19 protein-coding genes and 1 pseudogene are annotated in these 23,055 nt (G+C 61.9%); 16 read left to right on the top strand and 4 right to left on the bottom strand.

Annotated elements, in window-relative coordinates:
- The first annotated feature begins 272 nt into the window (after positions 1 to 272).
- From dprA to CXQ88_RS21915, 3 genes are all read left to right on the top strand, one after another.
- A complete protein-coding gene (dprA, locus tag CXQ88_RS15945; protein ID WP_104045118.1) occupies positions 273 to 1,190 on the top strand; it encodes a DNA-processing protein DprA in 918 nt (305 codons plus the stop codon).
- A 573-nt stretch (positions 1,191 to 1,763) separates the two neighbouring features.
- Entirely contained in the window at positions 1,764 to 2,786 is a 1,023-nt protein-coding gene (locus CXQ88_RS15940) for a DUF4192 domain-containing protein (protein WP_104045117.1), read from the top strand.
- 181 nt (positions 2,787 to 2,967) lie between these two features.
- Positions 2,968 to 3,120, top strand: coding sequence for a hypothetical protein (locus CXQ88_RS21915; RefSeq protein WP_181037562.1), 153 nt, complete (start codon positions 2,968 to 2,970; stop codon positions 3,118 to 3,120).
- Positions 3,121 to 3,243: 123 nt separating this feature from the next.
- Here the strand turns inward: CXQ88_RS21915 and CXQ88_RS15935 are convergent, their stop codons facing one another.
- On the bottom strand, positions 3,244 to 3,489 hold the full coding sequence (locus CXQ88_RS15935; protein ID WP_104045116.1) for a hypothetical protein: 246 nt from the start codon (positions 3,487 to 3,489) through the stop codon (positions 3,244 to 3,246).
- A 921-nt stretch (positions 3,490 to 4,410) separates the two neighbouring features.
- Here CXQ88_RS15935 and CXQ88_RS22620 point away from each other — a divergent pair.
- From CXQ88_RS22620 to CXQ88_RS15915, 4 genes and pseudogenes are all read left to right on the top strand, one after another.
- Positions 4,411 to 4,694 (top strand): annotated as a pseudogene (locus tag CXQ88_RS22620) (glutaredoxin family protein).
- Positions 4,691 to 4,996: a hypothetical protein gene (locus CXQ88_RS15925; RefSeq protein WP_104045115.1), complete on the top strand. Its 306-nt coding sequence runs from the start codon at positions 4,691 to 4,693 to the stop codon at positions 4,994 to 4,996. Before CXQ88_RS22620 ends, CXQ88_RS15925 begins: the two are co-directional and overlap by 4 nt.
- A gap of 94 nt (positions 4,997 to 5,090) precedes the next feature.
- Positions 5,091 to 5,642 carry a single-stranded DNA-binding protein gene (locus CXQ88_RS15920; RefSeq protein ID WP_104045114.1) on the top strand — a complete coding sequence of 184 codons (552 nt, stop codon included), beginning with the start codon at positions 5,091 to 5,093 and terminating at the stop codon, positions 5,640 to 5,642.
- A 125-nt stretch (positions 5,643 to 5,767) separates the two neighbouring features.
- Positions 5,768 to 6,058, top strand: a complete 291-nt coding sequence (locus tag CXQ88_RS15915; protein WP_258061930.1) for a helix-turn-helix domain-containing protein — start codon at positions 5,768 to 5,770, stop codon at positions 6,056 to 6,058.
- A 353-nt stretch (positions 6,059 to 6,411) separates the two neighbouring features.
- Here CXQ88_RS15915 and CXQ88_RS15905 read toward each other — a convergent pair whose 3' ends face one another.
- The gene (locus CXQ88_RS15905) at positions 6,412 to 6,720 is read right to left on the bottom strand and encodes a hypothetical protein (RefSeq protein WP_104045112.1); all 309 of its coding nucleotides are present in this window, start codon (positions 6,718 to 6,720) and stop codon (positions 6,412 to 6,414) included.
- Positions 6,721 to 7,062: 342 nt separating this feature from the next.
- Between CXQ88_RS15905 and CXQ88_RS15900 the strand changes: the two genes are divergently transcribed.
- Genes CXQ88_RS15900 through CXQ88_RS15890 form a run of 3 tightly spaced genes read left to right on the top strand, consistent with a single transcriptional unit; the run spans position 7,063 to position 10,255 of the window.
- On the top strand, positions 7,063 to 7,362 hold the full coding sequence (locus tag CXQ88_RS15900; protein WP_258061929.1) for a MobC family plasmid mobilization relaxosome protein: 300 nt from the start codon (positions 7,063 to 7,065) through the stop codon (positions 7,360 to 7,362).
- Between the two features lie 4 nt (positions 7,363 to 7,366).
- Positions 7,367 to 9,007 (top strand): relaxase/mobilization nuclease domain-containing protein, encoded by a 1,641-nt coding sequence (locus CXQ88_RS15895; RefSeq protein ID WP_104045111.1) that lies wholly within the window; start codon positions 7,367 to 7,369, stop codon positions 9,005 to 9,007.
- 27 nt (positions 9,008 to 9,034) lie between these two features.
- Positions 9,035 to 10,255, top strand: a complete 1,221-nt coding sequence (locus CXQ88_RS15890; protein ID WP_104045110.1) for a hypothetical protein — start codon at positions 9,035 to 9,037, stop codon at positions 10,253 to 10,255.
- A gap of 549 nt (positions 10,256 to 10,804) precedes the next feature.
- Here CXQ88_RS15890 and CXQ88_RS15880 read toward each other — a convergent pair.
- Together CXQ88_RS15880 and CXQ88_RS15875 are read right to left on the bottom strand one after the other, a co-directional pair.
- Positions 10,805 to 11,359 carry a hypothetical protein gene (locus CXQ88_RS15880; RefSeq protein ID WP_373637774.1) on the bottom strand — a complete coding sequence of 185 codons (555 nt, stop codon included), beginning with the start codon at positions 11,357 to 11,359 and terminating at the stop codon, positions 10,805 to 10,807.
- A 206-nt stretch (positions 11,360 to 11,565) separates the two neighbouring features.
- On the bottom strand, positions 11,566 to 11,949 hold the full coding sequence (locus CXQ88_RS15875; protein WP_104045107.1) for a hypothetical protein: 384 nt from the start codon (positions 11,947 to 11,949) through the stop codon (positions 11,566 to 11,568).
- Positions 11,950 to 12,450: 501 nt separating this feature from the next.
- On the opposite strand from CXQ88_RS15875, the gene CXQ88_RS15870 reads away from it, so the two are divergent.
- The 6 genes from CXQ88_RS15870 to CXQ88_RS15845 all read left to right on the top strand — a co-directional run bounded on the left by CXQ88_RS15870 (position 12,451) and on the right by CXQ88_RS15845 (position 23,035).
- A complete protein-coding gene (locus tag CXQ88_RS15870; protein WP_104045106.1) occupies positions 12,451 to 13,506 on the top strand; it encodes a hypothetical protein in 1,056 nt (351 codons plus the stop codon).
- A 1,077-nt stretch (positions 13,507 to 14,583) separates the two neighbouring features.
- A complete protein-coding gene (locus CXQ88_RS15865) occupies positions 14,584 to 16,407 on the top strand; it encodes a glycoside hydrolase family 15 protein (RefSeq protein WP_104045105.1) in 1,824 nt (607 codons plus the stop codon).
- A gap of 190 nt (positions 16,408 to 16,597) precedes the next feature.
- Complete coding sequence (locus CXQ88_RS15860; RefSeq protein ID WP_258061928.1) at positions 16,598 to 18,094, top strand: aldehyde dehydrogenase family protein; 1,497 nt, start codon at positions 16,598 to 16,600, stop codon at positions 18,092 to 18,094.
- Between the two features lie 67 nt (positions 18,095 to 18,161).
- The gene (locus tag CXQ88_RS15855) at positions 18,162 to 19,358 is read left to right on the top strand and encodes a cytochrome P450 (protein WP_104045104.1); all 1,197 of its coding nucleotides are present in this window, start codon (positions 18,162 to 18,164) and stop codon (positions 19,356 to 19,358) included.
- Between the two features lie 143 nt (positions 19,359 to 19,501).
- Positions 19,502 to 21,835 (top strand): LuxR C-terminal-related transcriptional regulator, encoded by a 2,334-nt coding sequence (locus CXQ88_RS15850; protein ID WP_306737006.1) that lies wholly within the window; start codon positions 19,502 to 19,504, stop codon positions 21,833 to 21,835.
- An 87-nt stretch (positions 21,836 to 21,922) separates the two neighbouring features.
- Complete coding sequence (locus CXQ88_RS15845) at positions 21,923 to 23,035, top strand: NAD(P)-dependent alcohol dehydrogenase (protein WP_104045102.1); 1,113 nt, start codon at positions 21,923 to 21,925, stop codon at positions 23,033 to 23,035.
- The last annotated feature ends 20 nt before the right edge of the window (positions 23,036 to 23,055 follow it).

The following is a 23,055-nucleotide window of genomic DNA, read 5'->3' as shown; positions in this document are numbered from 1 at the left end:
GTTTTTTGCTGCTGTCCTGCGGATCGTACGTGCCCGCTCCACCGGCTCAACCGTCCTGCGGACGGCTGCGCAGCGGATGCCTTGTGTCGGCGCTTCGCTTATTTCCTCCCACAACCCATCCGCTGCTTGCCCTTCGGGTTGCCCCGGCTCCGTCGGGCACAGCTACGCGTTGCTCCGCCAGCAGGCAAAAAACAACCGGGGGAGAAGGGAAGCTGGCCGGTCACCACAAGCCGCCCCACCCACCGAATCCTCAGCAAAGGACACAAGAACTCATGAACTTCACCGAAGACCGTATCGCTCGCGCCGCACTGACCCGTCTCTTTGAGCCCGGCGACATCGTTGGACGGGCGTTGGTAGCCAAGCATGGCGCGGGCGCCGCCTTGAAGATCGCCACCGGGGTACAAGCAGCCGTCCCGTTCTGGGATGTCACGGCGGACGAGTTGGCCGAGGGCCTGCGCCGCTGGGCGGCGCGGATCCCGGACCTGCACCCGGAAAAGGACCTGGCCATCATCGAACGTCTGGGCGGCGGATTCCTTACTCCCGACGATGAGCACTGGCCCGCAGGTCTGAACGATCTTCCGGACGCGCCGTGGGGCCTCTGGTACCGCGGCAACATTGAGAACGGAATCCCCAACCCCGCACAATGCGTGGCCCTGACAGGCTCAAGGGACAGCACCAGCTACGGCGCCGCAGTTACGGGCGATATCGCCTACGGCCTGGCGCAGCGTGGAATCTGCGTTGTTTCCGGGCTGGCGTACGGCATCGACGCGCACGCTCACCGCGCCGCACTGGCAGGCCACCAAGGAACCGAAGCGGCGACGATTGCAGTGCTGGCCGGAGGCCTGGACCGGGACTACCCGTCAGGGAACGCGGACCTCGCGGCCGCGATCCGCGCCAACGGTCTGACCCTCTCCGAGCTCCCGCCGGGAAGCGCCCCGACCAGGTACAGGTTCCTGCAGCGGAACCGCATCATCGCAGCCCTTGCCGGTGTGACCTGTGTGGTCGAGGCTCGGTGGCGGTCCGGCGCACTGAACACCGCGCACCACGCCGAGACCATCGCCCGGCATGTGGCCGCAGTCCCCGGCAGCGTCCATTCCGCTAACTCGGCAGGCTGCCACCGGCTCCTGAAGGAAGGCGGCGCGGTGCTGGTCACCGACGCGGCCGAACTCACCGAGCTGCTCGCAGGCTAGAACGACGGGGTGGCCGGTCCCTTCCGGGGGCCGGTCACCGCGGGCGGTCCGCCGCATGGGGCCGGCGTTGGTGGTGGGTTGCCGGCGGCGGACCGCCAACCGCCCGAGACAGCGGGTGGGAACCACGGGGTGGCGCGTCCCGCCAGCCGCTGCCCGAACCTGGGAAGTACCGGGGTGCTGTTGATGGTTCGCAGGGCTCACCAAGGAAAGGGCGTCCGCTGGCGCGGCCGGCTGTTGGGGCCATGCCGTGCCGTCGCAGAGCTCCGTCCCGCCCTGGCCCTGTTGTGTCTACGACGTTTTGGCTGCTGTCCTGACGGATTGTATGTGTCCGCTCCGGCCCGTCTAGCCCCTCCTTCGTCGGGGCCTGCGGGCCGCAGAATCGGCTCCGGCGCTCCTTCGTCGCTGATTTCCTCCGCAGATTCCGCGGTCCTTGCCCTGCGGGTAGACAGGCCTCCGTCGGCCACAGCTCCGCAAGCTTCGCCAGCAGCCAAAACAACGGGGGGAGCGGGGAAGCTGGCCGGTCACCTGAGCCGCCCCACCCACCAAAATTCCTCAGCAAAGGACTTTCAAACCATGAACGACGCAATCCGCATTTCCAGCCCCGCCGACATCCTCGGCTTCATCCCGCACACCCTCGGCTTCGTGCCCCGCGAGTCCTTCGTGTTCCTGACCATGCGCGGGAACGCCCTCGGCGCCACACTCCGCGTTGACGCCCCACTGTTCGCCGATCCCGCAGGCTTCGCCCGCTCCATGGTCGACTATCTCGCCGTGGATATGCAGGCAACTTCCGTCCTGCTGGCCGTCTACACGGACACCCCGGCCGGTGACGCACCGCGGCCGTTCCACGAATACGTCGAGGCTGTCATCCAGGAATTTGAGGCAGCGCAAACCCCCATCAAGGACGCGTGGCTTGTCACCTCCGAGCACTGGCGGAACCTGCTGTGCGACAGCGACACAGGGTGCTGCCTGCCCGAACCGCTGGAATCCATCACGGACGGGCAGCTGAACGCGGAACTGGTCTTCCGGGGCAGCAGCTACCAAAAGGCCCCCGGCACCACCTACCCGCCCTACACAGGACCGGCGGATACCGCCGACCGGATCCGTCAGGCCGTTTACGGGGTGTTCGCCGGAGAGCTGCACACCGGCCGGGAACTGTGGGCAGACGCCCTGACCCGGGACGGCTGGACTGACCCGGACACCGCGGTCGAGCTGGTGGCCTGCTTCCAGCGCCCGGACCTGCGTGACGTGATGTTCTGCAACGTTATCGACCCGGAACTGCCCGACGCCGAAGACAGCGGAGACCTGCTGATCGGGCAGGGAATCACACCGGACTGGGACCGGGCCGACCGGGCACAGCAGCTGGCACGGGACCTGATGGAAACGACACCTGAGCGCTACCGGGCTCCGTTGCTGACCCTGATCGGTTGGCTGTCCTATCTAAAAGGTCAGTCATCCGTGGCCGCGGAGCACTTCAACCTCGCAATCGAGGTCAGCCCCGGCTACCGACTCGCGGGGCTGCTGGAACAGCTGGTGAGCCAGGGGACCATCGCCCCGGTCGCACAGGACGCCGACACCGCCTACCAGCGGCACCGCTAGGAACAAAGGGGGCCGGACCGGCAACGGTTCGGCCCCTCAGTGGCGTGGCGGCCTCCCCCGCTGGCGCTCCTCCGGCCGCCGATCACGCTGACGCGGGCGCAGCACCCCCCAACAGCACCCACTGCTGGCGCCGGGCTAGAGTGAGAGTGGAACGACACCACTTCAAGCCAGGGGGCAGCACTTGAGTCACGACTTCATCCTCACGGAGGACGACGCCGCACCCGCCGGCGCCACGCACGCCCAAGACATGCTGGAACTATCCATGCTGACCATCCAGCAGCAGGCCCCCTCCGCCGTGGACATCTCCTGGGAAAAATCCCCCCTGGACCAATAACTTCCGCAGCAATGACGCTGCACGACAAGTTTCCTTTTGCTGAGGGAAAAACTGAGGCCGGCCCCAAGGGGCCGGCCTCACCTCGTTAAAACCTGCCAAAGTCCCGGCCAAGGCCGGCCCTCGTCATGTCCGCCTGGTTTCAGAGCTTGTTCGCCACAAGACTACGGCCGTCAGGCTGTTGAGGAAGGCGATAAACAGATCGCCGGCAGCTGGCCGACCAACGATCAGGTCCACGGCCACCAGCACCACCGATCCGATTGCGGCAACAGTGAAGACCACAGCCAGGACCCGGCGGACCAGTGGTGACGGCCACGCACTACCGCGCCGAGCCTCACTGCCGCGACCAGGGTGTGGAGCTGGATCACTCATGCCCCCACCCTACTCAGGGACAAGTGCATGCTCGCAGGGCTCGCACTGGTTTCGCTGCGCTTCAACCAGCTGGCGGGCGTCCGCTTCGCGGCCGGCTGTTGGGTTCAGGGGGTGCCGTCGCAGAGCTCCGGACGCCCCTGAACTTGTCTGTCTACGACGTTTTTTGCTGCTGTCCTGCGGATCGTACGTGCCCGCTCCACCGGCTCAACCGTCCTGCGGACGGCTGCGCAGCGGATGCCTTGTGTCGGCGCTTCGCTTATTTCCTCCCACAACCCATCCGCTGCTTGCCCTTCGGGTTGCCCCGGCTCCGTCGGGCACAGCTACGAGTTGCTCCGCCAGCAGGCAAAAAACAACCGGGGGAGAAGGGAAGCTGGCCGGTCACCACAAGCCGCCCCACCCACCTGGAAGGAACACAACCATGAGCGAAAAGAAGTCCCGCGAGCCCTACCCGCCAGCACCGACCGAGAGAGGACCGCCCGCTGACCGACCCCCCGGAATCCGTTGACAACATCATTGAGATTCCTTCGGATTGTACGTGTCCGCTCCGGCCCGTCCAGCCCCTCCTTCGTCGGGGCCTGCGGTGCAGAAAATCGTCGACGGCGCTCCTGCGTCGCTGATTTCCTTACGAAGATGTCCCGCCCCTTGCCCTGCGGGTAGACGGGCCTCCGACGGCCACAGCTCCGCAAGCTTCGCCAGCAGCCAAAAACAACGGGGGAAGGAGGAGTCAGTTGGTCACCACGGCCGCCCCACGCACCGGATGCGCGGTGCAGGGACACCGTAAAACCAGCCGAGAATCGACCAGAGAGAATCCCGCCGTTATGCGGAATATGGGCTGTTAATCCGGCTGCCTTTTTGGTCGAATGGAAGCAGCAGGTCAGACAGACGAACGAAACTTATGTTGATACGAAACCAGGTACTGAAATGACTTCCTCACTCGCGGACTACACGGTCTACACCAAGCCGGATTGCCCCCAGTGCGATAAGACCAAGGCCTACTTCGACTCCAAAGGCATCACCTATCTTGCCGTGGACATCACCGAAGTGCCGGCAGCGCTGGAGTACATCACCGCTGAGCTTGGCTATTCCCAGGCCCCGTCGTTGTGAACAATTCCGATGACCAGGACCACTGGTCGGGCCTGCGCCGGGACAAACTTGTCACCGCCGCCATGAACCACACCCACGCCCGGAAAGGGGCCACACCATGAGCATCCACCACACCACGATCACCGCCATCTTCGACGGTTTCAACGTCGCTGCGGAACTCCAGGAAGATTCCGAGCTTTGCGCCGCCGCCTACGCCCTGGCCTCCCTGGATGACCCGGCCCCGGGAGCGGAGGAACGCTTCTACGACTCCGCCACCACCCTGCCCGGCGACACACCCGATGCGATGCCCTACGAGGTGAACAACCGGGCACTGCTGACCGGGACCTACGAATCGCGGCTCTCCGAACGGCTCGACGAGCTGTACCGGGCGGAGATTAGAACCGAAGTCGAAGCGACACCGTAACCACCAGTCCATGGGGATTGCGTGTGATGGAGCCACCGCGCGCACTCCTGCCCCACGATCGCCCATACGAAACCAGTAGAGAAGGAATGAAACAATGACCGGCGAAACCAGCATCACCGTGATCGGCAACCTCACCAACGACCCGGAACTTCGGTTCACCCCGTCCGGATCCGCGGTCGCAAACTTCACCATCGCCTCCACGCCGAGGACGTTCGACCGGCAGGCCAACGAGTGGAAGGACGGCGAGACGCTGTTCCTTCGCGCCAGTGTCTGGCGGGAAGCGGCAGAACACGTGGCCGAGTCCCTGACCAAGGGCACACGCGTTATCGTCTCGGGTCTGTTGAAGTCACGAAGCTACGAGACGAAAGAAGGGGAGAAGCGCACCGTGATCGAACTCGAGGTCGAGGAAATCGGCCCGTCCCTCCGCTACGCCAAGGCCACCGTAACGCGTTCCAAAGGCACCCGGCCGGAACCGACCGAAACCCCGGCCAAGGGCTGGCGGGACCGCGTCAAAGAGCAGGCCGAGACCGCGGCCGCGGACAGCGGCAGCGGGTATGCCGATGATGACCCGTGGTTCGGGAAGAACGCCACCACGGCCGCGCAGCCCGGCGGCGGTTCAGGCCGTGGTTCTGAACCATCGTTCTAGATATTGCTGTTGCGTCGGGGCCAGCAGCTACGCTGGCTCCGACACACCCTTGGCCGCGGGCTGATCTATGCGACTGGGCTAACGGACCTATGAAGAGTTGAAGCACCGGAAAGAGGACATCCAGGGTGACGGAACGCGCTAATGACAAAGTGCAGCAGGAGGCCACAGCGGCTAGGGGCAGGTTCGCCCGGATGCTGTCCCTCGCCGAGGTGAAGGACGTCCTGAACGTGGGGATGCCGACGGTGTATGCGCTGCTGCGCAGTGGTGAGTTGCGGGGCGTACAGATCGGCGGCCGCGGTATTTGGCGCGTCAGCGAGGACGATCTCGGGGAGTATCTGGACCACGCCTATCAGGAGACGCAGGAACGCATCACTACCGGACAAATCAGCGCCGGCGAGGACGACACTGACGGATAGAACAACAGCACAGGAAACAACACTGCGGCAATGGCCGCCACGTTCAACGTGGCGGCCATTCCCGCGTTAGAAGCTGCCCCGGGGCAGCCCAAGTTGGCACCGCTGCGAAGAAGAGGTGGTTTCCTCTCCAAGGTCCTTTTGCCGCCTTTTTTGGTGGACGCCGACGGCGTCTTCCTGGTGAGTTGCTGCTATGGGAGGCTGTGCATATGCGCCGGTCCCGGCGGTGAGATTCCCCGCTCGTGGTGAGCTGGCGTTTGTGTGCAGCCGGTCAGGTGGGTCCGGTCGTCCGCATGTGTGCGGGAAAAGCCCGAAGGAGTTAGCTTTTGCCGTGCCCAGGTGGGCGAGGGGCAAGCCTACTCAGCCCCGGTAACCCCATCAGCGGAGGACGGGGAGCCCTCGTCCGACGTGCGGGTGGGGGCCGGCTTCCGCCGCCGCGCCGCGGCACCGGACTCGAGCCCGAGCTTCTTCAGCTCCTCGGGGCTCCACCCGTCTTTAGTGGCGCGCACGTAGGCGCGCTTGTCGTCTCGTTCAGCGTCGGCGAGCTGCTCGCGCAGGTCCGTGATCCGCTGCCTGGTCTTGACCAGGTTCGTGACGGACTCGATGCGCGAGTCCAGGAGAGCGCGGGCCTGGTTACGGGTCTGTTCGATATCGATGGTCGGCATGCACCCACCGTAACCACAGGGGAGGCCGGTTTTGGGGCAGCGACGCGCAGCGGCGGGCCGTTTCGGGATCAGGGAGGCACCAGAGGCGCGGAGAGAGCGGGAGCCGACTTCGGCGGAGCAAGCTATACATTTACACGGGTGTAAATGGGTGTGTCGCTCACGGCCCGGTGGTTGTTTGCTTGGCACACTGGTCGTGTGGTCCCCGGTTTCGGGGTCGCTGCGCTGGGCCGTTTGATGGGATTGGGGGAGTGCTTGTCTGAGGAGAGTGTGCCGCGTTCCCGGATTTCGAAGCGGCGGCGGGCGAATTCCCCGGCGGGGACGAAGAAGCGCCGCGATGTGTGGGTGACGGTCGAGGAGGAAGCGGCCCTGGTTGCCCGGGCTGCGAGGGAGAAGGTTACGGTCCCGAACCTGCTGCTCACCGCCGCTCTGTCGGAGGGGTCGGAGACGCCGACGGAGCGTAAGGCGGCGATGGCCGAGCTGATGGCGATCCATACGTTGTTGGCGCGGGTGTCGAACAACGTGAACCAGATCGCCCGGCACGCCAACGCCGGCGATGAGTTCCCCCAGGACGCCAAGGCGGCGCTGGCGTATTTGCGCGAGGTTGCGATGCGGATTGACCGGACGATCGAGGGGTTGATGTAGGGCGATGATTCCTAACATCACCCGCGGCTCCCGGATGTCAGGGCTCATGCTGTACCTGGCCTCCACGGATGCTGATAAGACGAAGAACGCGCACACCGACCCGCACCTGGTGGCCGGGGACGCTGCGATCATGGCCTGGTACGACGACGGTGTCCTCGACAAGGATGACGCGATCGCGATCGCGAAGCATTTGGACCAACCCCGCAAGGCCTTCGGCGTCGAGGTCTTGCAGAAGGATTTCCGCTGGGACCCGGTCAGGATGGAACGGGTCCCGAACGGGCACAAACCGGCCGATGTGTGGCACTGCTCGCTGAGCCTCCGCGTCGAAGAAGGCGCCCTGACGGACCAGCAGTGGGGTGACATCGCGAACGACTTTGTCGACGCCATGGGCTTCACCGAGGCCAGCGGAAAAGCCCAGTGCCGGTGGGTCGCGATCAACCACGGAACGAGTGAGAACGGCAACCACCACATCCACATCGCCGTGTCCCTCGTCCGTGAAGACGGCACCAAAGCCTCCACCCACGGCGACTACAAAAGAGCGCAACAGACCTGCCGGGAATTGGAAACCAAGTACGGGCTCGACGAGCTCTCCAGCGTGCACGCCACCCGCGGCTACGACCGGGCAGAGAAGGCCACCGCGGTCCGGGACGAACGCGAAATGCACCGGACGTCCCTGGCCCGGAAGGTGCGCGCCAGCGCCAGCGCCTCAGCCACCGAACCGGAGTTCGTTCGGCGGGCCCGCGACACCGGCCTGCTGGTGCGGCCGCGCTACGCGAAGAACACCACAGACGTCATCGTTGGCTACTCCGTCGCCGAGCGCCCGAAGCCGGGGGAGCGTCCTGTCTGGTTCGGCGGCGGCACGCTCGCGTCCGACCTGAAGCTCGGCGCATTGCGTGAGGAATGGCTGGACTCGCCGCACCTGGCTACCGAGGCCGCGGCGGAATGGAACGCAGCTGCGCGCAACAAGCGCAAGGTCTCCAAGAACGGTCCCGAGAACTCAACGCCATCAGCAGATGTGTGGGTGGAGTACACCCGCAACGCGACGGCACTGGCCGACCAGCTGCGCACGATTCCGCGTGATGACCATGCGACCTGGGCGAAAGCGGCACGTCAGGTTTCCGGTGCCTTTGCAGCCTGGTCATACCGGCTGGAGGCTACGCCAGGTCCACTGGCCGCCACAGCTGCCGAACTGTCCCGCACAGCCCAACTTCGAGCGCCCCGGCAGCACGGCAAACCCGTCGCGCTGCCATCCATTGCCGGCACGGCCATGTTGTTCATGGCAGCGTCGAGCAAAAACAAAACGGCAGCACAGACCGCCCTCATGGTGCAGCTGATCAACACCGCCTTCGCGGTGTATGAAATGCACGCCCAGTCCGCCCGTGCCCGGGAAGCACAACGCATCCGATCAGTGGTCGAAAAGCAGCTGGCCCCGTTCACTGCGACGATGCCCGAGGCCGTCCTTGTAGGAGCTGTACAGCAGCCGGCCGAAGCGGCTGCGGTGCCGCCGAGGGCAGTTGATATTGCCCGCCGCGGCCTGGCCCCCATCCGTCCCGGTTCGGTGGTTCCCACGACACCCACACCAGCAACACCAGCGAAGACCTATCAGCCCAGCCCGCGCGGCTCCGGGTCGGGACTCGACCGATAAATCACCACCAAGTGCAAGGGGAACACCATGAGTGAATCAGACGGAATTGACGACGTCCTGGACAACGGAATGCGGCAGACGTTGATGATGGCCTCACGTATCGCCGAGATGCTGGCACGCCGCCGGCAGGAATCCCAGCGGCAGCAGGAACACCAGGACGCCCAAGCAGCGCACGAAGCCCAAGCAAGACTCGCCGCCGAACGCAGCACCGCCCACGCGGCACTCGCACCCGTACACAAGGATCAGTGGTGGGACAAAGCGCAACCCAGTGACATTGCCACAGCACACACAGTCGCTGAAGGCTGGAAGGATCACGACCCGACAGCCCTGGCAGCGTCCGAAAAAATCCGGCAGGAAATCCTGACCCGCTACGGCATCGACACGCACGACGTCGGCGCGGACGCCGCCTATCTGGAGTCGGGCATCGAAACCATCACGGCAGAAAACGCCCGGCTCGACTCCGAGGAAGCGAAACGCAAGGCGGCCGCCGAACACGAGAAGGCCATGCAGCTGATCACAGCGGCGCGGGCGGAAGAACTCCGCGCCCAGGCGGCAAAGCTTTCCCCTGAAATGGAGCGCCACCAGGTGCCCGTGGAGTACCTGGCCAACCCCGATCTGGCACAGGCCCTGCAGCGGGCCCACAACGCGAAAACCCCCACAGCCGTGGCAGCTGCAGACGCTGAAATTAAGGAACGCATGTTCCTCATCGGCAAGGACGGCATCAACGGTCCCGATATTGACCAGCTGCGCAAAGAAACCACAGCAAACGTCAACGGTGCAGAGGACTCCCACTTCAAGGATCCCGAGTTCGTCAAAGCCGCCAAAGAGATGCACGAAGCCAAGCTCCTGGCCGAAGGCGGATTCAAAGGCTCCCAGTTTTCATTGGTGGAACAGCGATACGAACGAGCCGAAAAAGAACTCTTCGCGCACCTTGAAGGCGTTGGCCGCGAGATTGAAAGCCGTGTCACCGGCAACGACAGCGGGCGGCTCAAAGACCAGAGCCCAAAGGCAGAGACCGCATCGGCCGCAGGCTACGGCTCAGCCGAACACCACGAAAAATTTGCCGAGTCCCTGGAAAACACCGGAGCGAACGAAACCCAAATCCGCGGGCGCCTCGCCGCAGCCCGTAGCGAAGGGACCCACCCCAGCTCAGCGGTCACCATGGGCAAGGGAGCCGCCAAAACCAGAAAGACCAAAACGGGCTCATCGATGAGGTCTGAGCGGAGCAAGAACGGGTTGAGCCGATAACAAAGGAAAAGAGGAGCAGGGCATCCGTGGCCATCTAACGCTTCTTGGTTATGCGGCCGACAGCGGTCGCATGGTGTGAGTCCTGCCTGGCACCACCAGGGCAAGAGCTCGTTCTGCGCGACACTTAGCACTGCTTCTGAGGAAGGATCATATGACGCGGAGTCTGGCGAGACTGATGCTGAGCAGGATGCACACCACGGGAGAGACGTAATTGCAGAGGCCCTGGAGTTGTTGGCTGAGCTGGACAACACGCCCCCGACCCAGATGACCCCACTGTTCTACCACCACGGGTTCGAAGAGTTACGGATGACCACGGGAGACCTGCTCCGGATCCTAGGACATGACCCGGATGCGTAAAGCAACCCGGTCTGGTCGACCCAACTGAAATAGTCCAAAGTACTTTGGACTACTTCAGCCTGATGAGGCAGCGTCATGTCACGGCGAAACTTATTGTGCAGAGACTGTCTGCACAATTGCTCTGCGGAAGATCCGGGCGCCCGGAGCACCCTGCCAGCCCCGCCCGTGCCGGCGTGAGGCACGCGGGAATGGTCATCGGCACTCCAGCCCGTAGAGCGAGAGCACATGGTTGAGGTCGGCGTCGTTACGGTGGATCTCCGCTTCGGCTTCGACCTGAACAGGGTCGGTGCCCAGACGGTCGTCCTGCCGACGCAGCCAGTAGGCCCAACAAATCCCGCCCCCGTATTTAGAGTGCGCCCGGACACCTGCGGCATAGTTCCCGTCATCAAGAACCTGTTCACGCAGCCACCCAGCAATTGCAGTGGTCGCCTCGCGGTCCTCCCCGGTAAGGGTGCCCAGGGTGACAGTGCTGATGCCGAACGCCTCGTCGAGCTGCGGCCCGACGTGGCGATTCAATGCGGCGATGGATTCGGCTGCTGTCAGGTCGACCCACCGGATTGGCTCGTCGATCCGCAGCTTATACATAAGGCGTCCGTCCCGCCAGTTCGCTGGCAGCCAGCCGGGGACCATGTTGCCGTTCCTGGTCCAGTCCTCCTGGATCATTTTCCGGGCAGCTTCTACGGGGAGGCCGAACTGCCGGGCGGCAAAGGCCACCGCGTCGCGGAATTCCTTCCCGACGCGGGCCATCGCGAGTGTCTCCGCGTACGCTGTTCGCCGGTCCCCGGCCAGGTACACGGTCGAGCCGGGCGTGTCGAAGCGCGACCAGGACGAGCGGTCACCCGGGCCGGCACTCCGGGGCAGGGGATTCAGTGGTCCGTAGGATGATTTAGCGATCCGGTATCCAGTAATCGGCCCTTCCACGTAGGCCAGGCCGGTACTGGAGCAAACTCCCGTCAAGCGGAGAACCTGTCTTCAGTCATCGCAGTCGCGGCCGCCATGACATCCTTGGCCCGCATGTCTTTGATGGCCTCGATGGGGGAAACCTCATCCAGCCAAGGATTTGCCCCGACAAACCACAGCCTTGCAACGTGTTCGCCTTCCACGCTTGAGACGGCGGTCCAGGCACGGTGGGCGAGCTGCAGGCGCGCCTGCGCCTCCGGCCGTGGCTCCGGGCCATCGGTCCTGGCCCAACGGTAGCTGATCTTGGGGTCCTTGCTGCCAGCCAACGCGGCCACCAACGTGGCACCAAGTGCGCTGTTGAGCTGCCGGACGATCTCGCGAATGCCCAGCCGCGCTGTACCGCTGTGAGCCGAGCCCACATCAATCGAAATACTCACCAGCCACGCTCCTTCCGTAGATCAACCCTATCCCGAAAAGCACCCAATAGCTACCAAATATCCACCATATAGCCACTGCCAAACAGCTTCCTGCGGGACGCCATCAAGTAAGGGCTAGCAGCCCAAGACGTCCAGTTGAAATTCAAGACCCTCTCACGGGCGTGTGCTGAAATGCTGATTCGGGCCCTAATCTGACAGGTAGTAGGGGACCAACTGACGTCAGGTTGGGGTGTAGTTCAACAGGATATATAGGGGTCTTGCCGGTTCGGTGTCGTGAAGTTTGCCCGCCTCGTTCTCCGAGCTGATGGTGACCCGGGCCGTGCCCGGTAACACCGAAACAGCGTGTAATGTTCCGTAGCCTTCTTCGTGGCGGTGCCACGACGTGTGAATATGAAGTCCGCAGCGCTGACGCGAAGCCTCGCGCCCCAGGTGGGGCACTGGCTGCGACTCCCAATAGGACGGGGAGTCGTATGACTTCCCGAGGAGCGAAAGCAGACAATCATGACTCAACCGCAAGGCGCCCTTTTGGTGGGCAGCATAAATCTCGCTGACGCAGAGACGACCATCCGCATGGCTGCGGAGATCCTCGGTCCGCAGCTGAAACGCATCCCTGATGGAGAGGTCGGGGACCGGTTTCACTGGATTGCTTTCCAGCCTGAGCGACTTGCTCCTACGCCGGGACTTGAACGCGTGGGCGATGAACCTGTTTTGGTAGGGCACCTCGATGTGAGGCGGTTACGGATCGCCGACGGCGTAGCTCCGTCCGATCTCCGACTGCCTGCTCTGGGCTACTCGGACGCCGCCATCGAGTCGTGGGAAGTCTTCCGTTCGCTCCGCGATGCTGGGGTTGTTGCTCCCGCAGCCCGCTTTCAGGTGTCACTTCCAACACCGGCGGCAGTGGTCGGCGCGTTCATTGTCGAGGAGGACCGGGCACGGTTTGAGCCCATCTATCGTGACGCCCTTTATGCTGAGCTCGATCGGATCCTCCACGCTATCCCGCACGACAGCCTGGCGATCCAGTGGGACACGGCGGTCGAATTCGCTTGGATTGAAGCGGCAGGCTACGAAGGCAAGTACGGCGGGGCTTACGCGAATTGGTTCGACGACGTCTGGGCAGCGGTGATTGAGCGGGCCATCGAGCAGGCCGCCCGCGTGCCCTCGGATGTGGAGGTGGGGTTCCACCTGTGCTACGGCGATGCGGGCGAAAAGCACTTTGTAGAGCCTACTGATACGACGAATCTCGTCCGGTTTGCGCAGTTACTTATTGACAAGGCGCCTCGTCCTATTGCGTGGGTTCACTTGCCCATACCGATTGATCGCGACGACGACGCTTACTTTGCTCCGCTGGAGTCATTGCTGCTACCCGAGGGGACGGAACTATACCTGGGGCTGATACACCGCGAGGATGGCGTCGATGGCGCCGCTCGACGCATCGAGACGGCAAAGCGGCACGTGACCCAATTTGGTGTCGCGACGGAGTGTGGCTTCGGACGGGCGCCCGAGAGCGAGATCGAGCCCCTCCTGCGGACGCACGTCGCGGTTTCCTCGGCGTGGTGAAGTGCTAAGCGAAGCAGTCATGTGCGGATGAGTGCAGAAACCGGCGGAGGGTGCCGCGGAACCGAGCTTCCTTGTCTGATCACCGCTCCACAAGCGTGTGGGGATGGAAAAGTAGGCCCGGGATCTCGACTGCCGGCGCGGCCGTTCGAGAAGCACAGGTCCCGTCGCAGCTTCCATGACCGGGCCTGCCCTATTCCTGCACGCTCCGACTGTTGACAGGCGGCCCTCGATTGCCAGTGCTGACATCGTGATGACGACTATTAGCATTGGCTGCACAGAAGGGGTTTGTGACTACCGTTTCACCAGGATTCCGGCGACGGCGGCTGGAGTTATTGCTCGGCTTCGGCCGGGTCCTAGAACCCGCACGGATAAGGGGAGATATCTAGTTCATGAGTCTGCCCGTACGGCACGCTAGGAGATAGTGTCACAGTGAATCTGGAGTAATGGTGACGAGTGAGAAGCACGCCGCAAACCTTGCCACGGCTGGCTTCCTGAATAGCGACTCCCAGGGCTGACGCCAGCTGAGCCTCCTTGTCGGCAGCATCCCGGACTACGAGATCAGCGATGATCCGTTCCATTCATGGTCCTTTGCAGTAGGCCGGCGATGTCCGGCTCTTGGAAAAATTCCTAAGCCGCAGCGTAGGTGGCTGACTTTGTTCTGGTTCCTTGGCCACCGGGGTGGCACACAAAGAATCCGGGTTGTTTCACCGGCTCATAGGGGACGATCAGCCATTCCTCGCCGTAGTACTCAACGTACGAGTCGGCTGGGCACCTTGAAAACGCCTGTTCTCGAGTCATCGTCTAAGCACTCCCTTTCTTGCGCTAAGAGTGATTCCAAAGTTTGTACTCCCTCAGAGTGGCGCGAACCGAAGCTTCATGGACCGGGAAAACTACGCACTTTGATACCTGAATGACCTACCCGGCCCCCGGGTACTTTTTCGCTGAACGGGTTTCCCAAGGCACTTGCGTGCCCGTGCCTTCCGCACGCGAAAGCTTTACCGCGCCCAGCTTCCGTCGGTTGACTCTCTGGTTTCTAAGGACTATGCCGAAGGGCGGAACTTTTGCTTTAGTTGGCATATGGCGGAACCGATTGAGGACTACGCACTCTTGTCAGACCTCGCTACGGGCCCCCTCGTCTCTCGACGGGGGAGCATCGATTGGCTTTGCTTTCCGCGCTTCGATTCTCCCTCGGTCTTTGGTGCTCTCTTGGGCACCGCCGAGCATGGCCGGTGGGTTATCGCGCCTGAAGACACTGCTGCAGAGGTCGTTGCCAGACACTACATGGCATCCAGCTTCGTGTTGGAAACAATTTGGCAAACATCGCAAGGACGGGTCAAGGTCATTGACTTCATGCCGGTTGGGCGGCAAGGTTCATCACTGCTAAGACGTGTTGTGGGACTTGACGGGGTAGTTCGACTTTCGCAGGAATACACCATCCGACCCGAGTACGGTGCCATCAAGCCATGGATGAGTCGAGTTCGCTCAAGCAATGGAGAAACTCTGCTTGCCATGGCCGGTCCCGACGCTTGGGCTTTGCACTGCGAACCATTGCCGCACCCCTACCCTCATGGCCACACGAGTTCATTCGCCGTTTCCGTCGGCGAGCAGTCGGACTTCGAGCTGGCCTGGTTTCCGTCGTATCGGCCTCTTCCAGAGCGGACCAACTTCGACGAGGCACTGCAGGAAGCCTTGGGCTACTGGACGACTTGGGCTGAGAATTGCCGACAGGACGGCCCCTACAGCCCGATGATCAAACGCTCTCTGTTGGTATTGCGGGCTTTGACCCACTTCGAAACAGGTGGGATCGTCGCCGCCCCCACTACCTCTTTACCCGAGGATTTCGGCGGTTCGCGAAACTGGGACTACCGCTATTGCTGGTTAAGAGACGCTGCGCTCACGCTCGAATCGATGTTGACGCATGGCTATGAATCGGAAGCCCTAAAGTGGCGCGACTGGCTATTACGGGCATTGGCTGGAGATCCCGAAGATATGCAGATCATGTATGGCATAGCTGGCGAACGTTACCTCGAAGAACGTGTCTTGGAACACCTGCCCGGGTATGACGGCGCCGCGCCAGTCCGCATAGGCAACGCCGCAGCGTCCCAATACCAGGCAGACGTCGTCGGGGAAGTGATGGTCTCCTTGGAAAGGCTGCGGTTGGCTGGTGGCCGTGAAGACTCATTCTCATGGGCACTTCAGCGTGCTCTTTTGTCATTTGTCGAAAAGCACTTCGATGACAAGGACTTTGGCCTATGGGAAATGCGCGGCTCCACCAGGTACTTCACCCACTCGAGAGTAATGATGTGGGCGGCGTTCGATTGCGGCGTCCGCGCCGTTCGAGATCATGCGCTTCCGGGACCGGCTGACCATTGGGCAAAGTTACGCGACAACTTGCACGAAGAAATCCTGAGCCATGGATTCAATCAAAGTCTAAACACGTTCACACAAAGCTACGGCGGTACTCAAACTGATGCGGCCTTGCTGGTCCTTCCACAAGTGGGGTTTCTTGCTTACGACGACAAGCACATGCTCGGAACCGTAGCAAGAATCGAAAACGAACTGGTGGCCGGTGACGGCCTCTTGATGCGGTACCTGACCGATACAGGTGTAGACGGTCTTGAACCAGGTGAGCACCCCTTCCTCGCCTGCTCCTTCTGGCTGGTTGAGCAATACGCCCGCACCGGACGTCAGTTTGACGCTAGGAAGCTTATGGACAAGCTGGTGAGACTGGCCAATGAACTGGGCCTTCTCAGCGAGGAGTTTGACACAGCCGCTAACAGAATGGCTGGAAACTTTCCGCAGGCGTTTTCGCATCTAGCCCTGGTCCGTGCTGCAGACGCTATCCACGGAGTCGACCGGCTCAGCCTCGCTGCAATTCAAGAAGCAGGAAATCCCACATAGATGAAGGGATTATTCGCGGCTAAGACCATGCCCCGACCAGCGGCCGGGGATCTTGGTCACGGTCCATTGGGGTCTTCAGTGATGCGGGACACAAATCCGGGTAACGGCTTGGGCATTTTTACCCGGTTCTTCCTCCAATTCGAAGGACATGCTGTCATATACGACTCGCTGGACTGCAGAGGACCAAACCATGACAACGACGCATGCGGATGGCATGAACACACGTGAGGGCGACCGGCCGGAACTGGATTTGCCCTCCACTCAACTGATAATTGGAGGCCGCGCTGTCAATGCGATTGACGGACGGACCCGAGATGTTATCGACCCTTCGACAGGAAAGGTCATCACCACGGTTGCCGAAGCCGGCTCCGAGGACGTCCGGGCCGCGATCGCGGCGGCCCGGCAGGCCTTCGATAACGGGCCCTGGAAGTTGCTCACCAACCGGGACCGGGCTCGTATCCTCATAAGGGCGGCTGCCTTACTCAGGGAACGTTTGGAGTACTTCGCGCAGCTCGAATCACTGGACACGGGAAAACCGATCACGTTTAGCCGGATGATTGACGTCAGCACGGCCGCGGACATGTTCGAGTATTACGGAAGCCTGGCACTCGGAATCGAAGGATCGACCCGCACGACCGGCGTCCCCATGTTTGCCTACACCGTCCATGAACCAATCGGCGTCGTAGCGGCAATCACACCCTTCAACTTCCCGCTCATCCTTTCGCTCTCCAAAATTGCGCCCGCTCTTGCCGCAGGCAACACCATCGTGCACAAACCAGCCGAGGACACACCCCTCACAGCACTGGCCATTGCAGACCTTCTCGCCGAGGCCGGACTGCCCGATGGCGTGTTGAATGTTGTTACCGGCGGGGGAGAAGCCGGAAGTGTACTTGTCGACGATCCCCGCGTGGACAAGATCGCTTTCACGGGATCCACAGCCGTCGGGACAACAATCGCTACCCGCGCGGCCGCCACACTCAAGCATGTAACGGTTGAGCTTGGCGGCAAGAGCGCCAACCTTATCTTCGCCGACGCCAACCTGGACTCAGCAGTTCACGCTGCCCTGTCCGGATTCGTCTACAACACTGGGCAGTTCTGCATGGCCGGCAGCAGGATTCTTGTTGAACGGCCAGTTTACGAGGATGTCCTCGCCGCAATTGCAGCCGGATCCGGGCATATTCCGCTCGGCGACCCGTTCCAGGAATCAACGGTTATTGGACCTATGAGCGGAGCAAAACACCGCGACAAGGTGACAGGCGTCCTTGACAGGGCCCAAGCTGCTGGGGTGCGGATACTAGGTGGTGCACCGCTTACGAATGTCGATACAAAGGGTTTCTACCAGGCCCCGACTATCCTGGCCGATGTCGACCATACTTCGGAATTCGTCCAGGAAGAGATTTTTGGCCCAGTAGTAACAGTCCAGCCATTCGATACAGAAGAAGAAGCGGTCCGAATGGCGAACGGAACACCGTACGGACTGGCCGCCGGGCTCCAGACGTCCAGTATCAGCCGGGCGCATAGAGTGGCAGGACAGTTGCAGGCTGGGTTGGTATGGGTCAACAGCTGGGGCGTGCTCGACGTGCAGATGCCCATCGGCGGATACAAAAAATCAGGATACGGCCGGGAGAACGGCCCGGAAGGGCTCTTGGAGTACATGCAGACGAAGTCTGTGCTCATCTCGAATTAACACGCCGCCGACAGTTACAACGGAAGGGTCCTGCGCCGCTGTGCGCAGGACACGCAAGGAGACAACCATGACCACAACCGCCCAGCGTTCCCGTTTTGAAACGGACCTGGACCTTTGGGATGAAGCGGTGCTGCTTAATCCCTACCCCCATTACAAGATGCTCCGCGACCTGGGGCCGGCCGCATATCTTACGAAGTACGATATGTGGATTCTCACTCGGTATGACCAGGTCAAGAACGCCCTTGACGATTGGGAAACGTTCAGTTCCGCACGCGGAGGCGGCATCGGTTTCAACCCAATCATCAACGAAGCGTGGAAGGGATCAACCCTTAACACCGATCCGCCCCAGCACGCGGCCCCGCGAAAGGTGTTTGACGACGCCCTGCGTCCGCGCTTCATCCGGAAGTCACTCAGCGACATCGAGGCCCGTGCAGACGTGGTCGTTGACCAGCTGATGGCGCGTGGTTCGTTTGATGGTGTTCTGGATTTCGCGCGCGACCTGCCGATGCACATCGTCATGGACCTGATCGGATGGCCGGAACACGGGCGCGAAAAAATGCTCGACTGGGCAGAGGGCGCATTCAACGCCGCAGGACCACAGAATCAGCGCATGCTGGACTCGCTTCCCAAGGTGCAAGCCGCATTCGAGTACCTCCAGGAGGTCGCAAAAGAAGACGACCTGCTTCCGGGAAGCTTCGGCCGCATCATTTACGAAGCCGCCAACCGTGGGGAACTGCCACGTGAAAATGTTCCCATCATGCTGGCCGGCTACCTCAATGCCGCGCTGGACACTACCATCAACGCGGTAGGAAGTCTGCTGATGCTGTTCGCGCAGAACCCCGACCAGTGGGCGCTCGTCCACGAGGACCCCTCCTTGGTCCCAGCTGCTTTCCTTGAGGGTGTCAGGCTGGAATCTCCCGCCCAACTTTTCTCCAGGGTTACGACCCGTGAAGTGGATCTCGGTGAGGGCGTTGTCATTCCCGCGGATTCGAGGGTGGTCCACTCCTACGCGGCGGCAAACCGTGACGAGAGGCACTATCCGGATCCCGACCGCTTTGACGTTCGCCGGAACCCAACGGACAACCTGGCCTTCGACTACGGCACCCATGCGTGCCCCGGACGCGCCTTGGCAACGATGGAAGCCCAGGCCCTTTTTACCGCATTGGCCAAGCGCGCAAAAACAATCCAACTAACCGGTGAACCAACCCGTGTGGTTAACAACATCACGCGCGGCCTCTCGACTCTGCCGGTGCAAATCAGCTAGATAGCAGGTCGTCATCCAGGTTCCCCCTCCCAACAGGAGGGGGAACCTCGTTGGCAGGCCAGCCTTGCGGTAGGATCCGATCACTACATGGAACGGAGTTTCCCCGCTTCCTCTTAACCACTCCAGCGCAGGAGTCACCAGACGTGTCAGCAGAAGCTGTTCGGGCAGGCCGCCAGGCCGGAAACCTCCCAACACACGTCACCAGTTACTTGGACAGGGACGAGACGCAGCAGGCCGTGCGGGACGCTGTGGCCAAATCGAGACTGGTTACGTTGACGGGCTTCGGAGGAATGGGAAAATCCCGCCTTAGCCTAGCCGTGGCTAAAGAAATTCAGGGTAATTTCCCAGACGGCGTCTGGCTCGTCGATCTGGCTCCACTCGAGGCAAAATCAGCGTTGGACGACGCGGTTTTGACCGTCCTGCAAGGACAAGATCACTCCGCCGGATCGGCCCGGACCCAGCTCCGCTCTTACCTCGCGGACCGGGAACTTCTCCTCATCTTAGATAACTGCGAACATGTGCTGGAACAGGTCGTGGATCTGGTCGCCGACCTGCTGACGGGGACGCCTCTACTGCGCATCCTCGCGACAAGTCGGGAGTCACTAAACCTGGGAGGAGAGCGCGTAGTACCCGTCCCTCCATTGTCCACCCCCGAGCCAGGGCAAGTCCGAAGCCCCGATGACGTTGTTCACTTCGACTCGGTCAAGCTTCTGCTGGACAGGGTCACCGCCATTCACCCCGGATTTATGGTCCATCAAGGAAATTACCGGGCTGTGGCTGAACTGTGCGCACGCCTCGAGGGGAGCCCTCTCACCATCGAACTGGCAGCGCCAAGGCTTCGCTCATTGTCGATCGAGCAGGTTATTCAACGGCTGGACGATCAACTGCACGGGCTGAGCAGCGCTGACCGGTCCATTCCAGTCCGGCAGCGGACCCTGGTTGCCTTGGTCGACTGGAGCTATCGGCTGTGTGGACCCGAGGAGCGGCTCCTGTGGGAGCGGGCCTCTGTCTTCGCGGGCGGATTTGATCTCGAAGCAGCCGAGGGTGTCTGCGCCGGTGATGGTCTGACGCGCGAGAACATCCTATCCGTCATAGATCAACTGGTCTCCAAGTCCATTCTTAACGCCGATACCGACAGTGCAGTAGCCCGGTTCAGGTTCCTTGAGACCATCCGCCAGTATGGCCACGAACGACTTATCGACTCAGGAAAAATGAAGGAGGTCGCAGGACACCACCGCGACTATTACCTTCAGCTTTCCCAATCAGTCCTGGACACCTGGGCCTCCGAAAAACAGGTGGACGGTATCTCCCGCCTGCGGGAAGAGAGATTCAATCTCACCAGAGCCCTGGAATGGAGTTTTAGCACACCCGGAGAACAGAACACGGGGCTCAGCATGGTCATAGCGCTCCGCTACCACTGGGCAATTGGAGGTTTCCTTCGGGAAGGCCGCCGCTGGATAAACCAGGCCCTCCGCTTCGTCACCACCCAATCCCCTGACCGTGGTACCGCCTTGTGGGTCGGGGCGTGGATTGCGCTTGTTCAGGGGGACCGCCCTGGGGCCCTGGGATACCTCAAGGAGGCGGACAAGGCCTTGGAGGCCTCCAACGACCCCTTGCTGGCCCTGCACGTGCTGTTGATGCATGGCACGGCCGCGCTTTTTCAGTCTGACTTCGGTGATGCGATCGAGTCCTTGAGCACTGCAGTAGCTGGCCTGCGCCGCTATCACGAGTACGGGCCGGTTTTAGTCGGAGAAATGCAGCTGATTATCGCGCTGGCGCATTCAGGCGACCGTGACCGTGCCCGCGCCGTAGCTGATGATGTCCTGAAACTGAGTGACGAGTTGGGGGAACAGTGGGGACGATGTCAGGCGCTTTGGGCGCTCGGTTTCGACAGCTGGCTCAGCGGTGATCACGCCGAGGCAACATCCTTCGTCCAAAAGGCTTTGGTGCTGAAACCCGAGTTCAACCGGGTCGGGACCGCCCTCGACCTCGAGCTTTTGGCTTGGATCGCCACTTCGCGGCAGCAGTATGAACGCGGGCTGCAACTGTACGGCGCAGCCGAGACGATGTGGAACGCGCTGGGCACCAGCATCGGGGCTTTCGGTCTCCACTTTGCCGTCCATTCGGATTGGTGCAAAGACGAGCTGAGGGGTCATCTTGAGCCTGGAATCTTTGACAAGTTGCTCGCCGAAGGCCGTACCTGGGATGCGGCGAGAGCAGTGTCGTTCGCACTCTCGGATGAAGCGCCGGCTCAGCCCAAGGGACCGGTACTGGGATCGCTTACCCGCCGTGAGAACGAGGTAGCCGCACTTATCGCTGAGGGATTGTCGACCCGCGAAATAGCTGACTCGCTGGTTCTGTCCAAGCGCACCGTCGATGGCCACATCGAGAACATTTTCAGCAAATTGCACTTCAATTCACGAGCCCAGCTCGTGTCCTGGCTCGTCAAGCAACAGTACGGGGCTAAGAACGGGTAAGGAACTGGGTACTCTTACCCGGTTCTTCCTCGTAAAAATAAAGAATCATGTGATACATCCCACATTCCTACGTTTCGGGAGAATTACATGACCTTCACCACCACTGCCGCCCTTGTCGAGGAAGCGGGAGGGCAGTTCAACATCGAACAAGTCGAGCTGGATGACATACGTCAGGACGAAGTCCTGGTTCGCATGGTCGCTGCCGGCCTGTGCCACACTGATCTTTCCGTCCGTGCAGGGCATACCGGGTACGCGTTCCCCGGCATTCTCGGCCACGAGGGAGCCGGGGTCGTTGAGAAAGTAGGCTCCAACGTCACCCGGGTACGTCCGGGTGACCACGTGGCTCTTACCTTCACCTCCTGCGGCACTTGCCCACACTGCCGCGGCGGCCACCCCGCTTACTGTTCCACCTGGGTCCCCGCAAACCTTTTCAATAACGGTCTTCGCGCGGACGGGACAGCCCCGGTAAGTCGGGGTTCTTCCCCAGTGACGGCCCGCTTCTTCGGGCAATCTTCATTCAGCGCCCATGCTGTCGTTGACGAGCGCTCTGTGGTTCCGCTGGGTGACGATCTTCCCCTCCACCTCATGGCACCACTTGGCTGCGGCGTCCAGACCGGGGCCGGCACGGTTCTCAACATCCTGCGCCCCACCGCCGGTCAATCCATCGCCGTTTTCGGCACGGGCGCCGTTGGCCTGGCAGCCATTATGGCGGCACGACTCACGTCAGCCGGATCGATTATTGCCGTCGACCGCGTGCAGTCGCGGCTCGACCTTGCCCTTGAATTGGGTGCCACTCACGCCATCAATAGCGAAACTGCCGATCTGGCTGGTGAGCTTGCCGCCATCACCAACGGCCGCGGCCTCGATCATGCTGTCGACACAGCAGCACATCCAGCGCTAACTCGGATTATCACTGACAACCTCGCCACATTTGGTACGTGCGCCGTGGTGGGCGCGCCACCACCAGGTACCGAACTTTCAGTTGACATGAGCGCCTTGCTGGTGGGCAAGAAGATTCTCGGCGTAACCGAGGGCGACTCAGAACCCCTCACCTTCATACCGGCGCTTGCGGATCTGTACAGGCGCGGCGCGCTGCCCCTGGACAGGATCGTGAAGACCTACAAGTTCAGTGAAATTAACCAGGCCGCGGAAGACGCCAAGAATGGCTCTGTCATCAAGCCTGTTCTGCTGTTCGACTAAATCGGCGCTACTCCACTGAT

Source organism: Arthrobacter sp. ZGTC412, from assembly GCF_002929215.1.
Taxonomy (GTDB): Bacteria; Actinomycetota; Actinomycetes; order Actinomycetales; family Micrococcaceae; genus Arthrobacter.
The sequence above is the reverse complement of the archived record's forward strand: the minus strand, read 5'-3'. Positions and strand labels throughout refer to the sequence as shown.

Bases quoted from the DNA above. Each gene is read 5' to 3' on its own strand.
- dprA (WP_104045118.1), top strand. From the start codon at position 273: ATGAACTTCACCGAAGACCGTATCGCTCGCGCCGCACTGACCCGTCTC.
- CXQ88_RS15940 (WP_104045117.1), top strand. From the start codon at position 1,764: ATGAACGACGCAATCCGCATTTCCAGCCCCGCCGACATCCTCGGCTTC.
- CXQ88_RS15935 (WP_104045116.1), bottom strand. From the start codon at position 3,489: ATGAGTGATCCAGCTCCACACCCTGGTCGCGGCAGTGAGGCTCGGCGC.
- CXQ88_RS15925 (WP_104045115.1), top strand. From the start codon at position 4,691: ATGAGCATCCACCACACCACGATCACCGCCATCTTCGACGGTTTCAAC.
- CXQ88_RS15920 (WP_104045114.1), top strand. From the start codon at position 5,091: ATGACCGGCGAAACCAGCATCACCGTGATCGGCAACCTCACCAACGAC.
- CXQ88_RS15905 (WP_104045112.1), bottom strand. From the start codon at position 6,720: ATGCCGACCATCGATATCGAACAGACCCGTAACCAGGCCCGCGCTCTC.
- CXQ88_RS15895 (WP_104045111.1), top strand. From the start codon at position 7,367: ATGATTCCTAACATCACCCGCGGCTCCCGGATGTCAGGGCTCATGCTG.
- CXQ88_RS15890 (WP_104045110.1), top strand. From the start codon at position 9,035: ATGAGTGAATCAGACGGAATTGACGACGTCCTGGACAACGGAATGCGG.
- CXQ88_RS15880 (WP_373637774.1), bottom strand. From the start codon at position 11,359: ATGGCCCGCGTCGGGAAGGAATTCCGCGACGCGGTGGCCTTTGCCGCC.
- CXQ88_RS15870 (WP_104045106.1), top strand. From the start codon at position 12,451: ATGACTCAACCGCAAGGCGCCCTTTTGGTGGGCAGCATAAATCTCGCT.
- CXQ88_RS15865 (WP_104045105.1), top strand. From the start codon at position 14,584: ATGGCGGAACCGATTGAGGACTACGCACTCTTGTCAGACCTCGCTACG.
- CXQ88_RS15860 (WP_258061928.1), top strand. From the start codon at position 16,598: ATGACAACGACGCATGCGGATGGCATGAACACACGTGAGGGCGACCGG.
- CXQ88_RS15855 (WP_104045104.1), top strand. From the start codon at position 18,162: ATGACCACAACCGCCCAGCGTTCCCGTTTTGAAACGGACCTGGACCTT.
- CXQ88_RS15845 (WP_104045102.1), top strand. From the start codon at position 21,923: ATGACCTTCACCACCACTGCCGCCCTTGTCGAGGAAGCGGGAGGGCAG.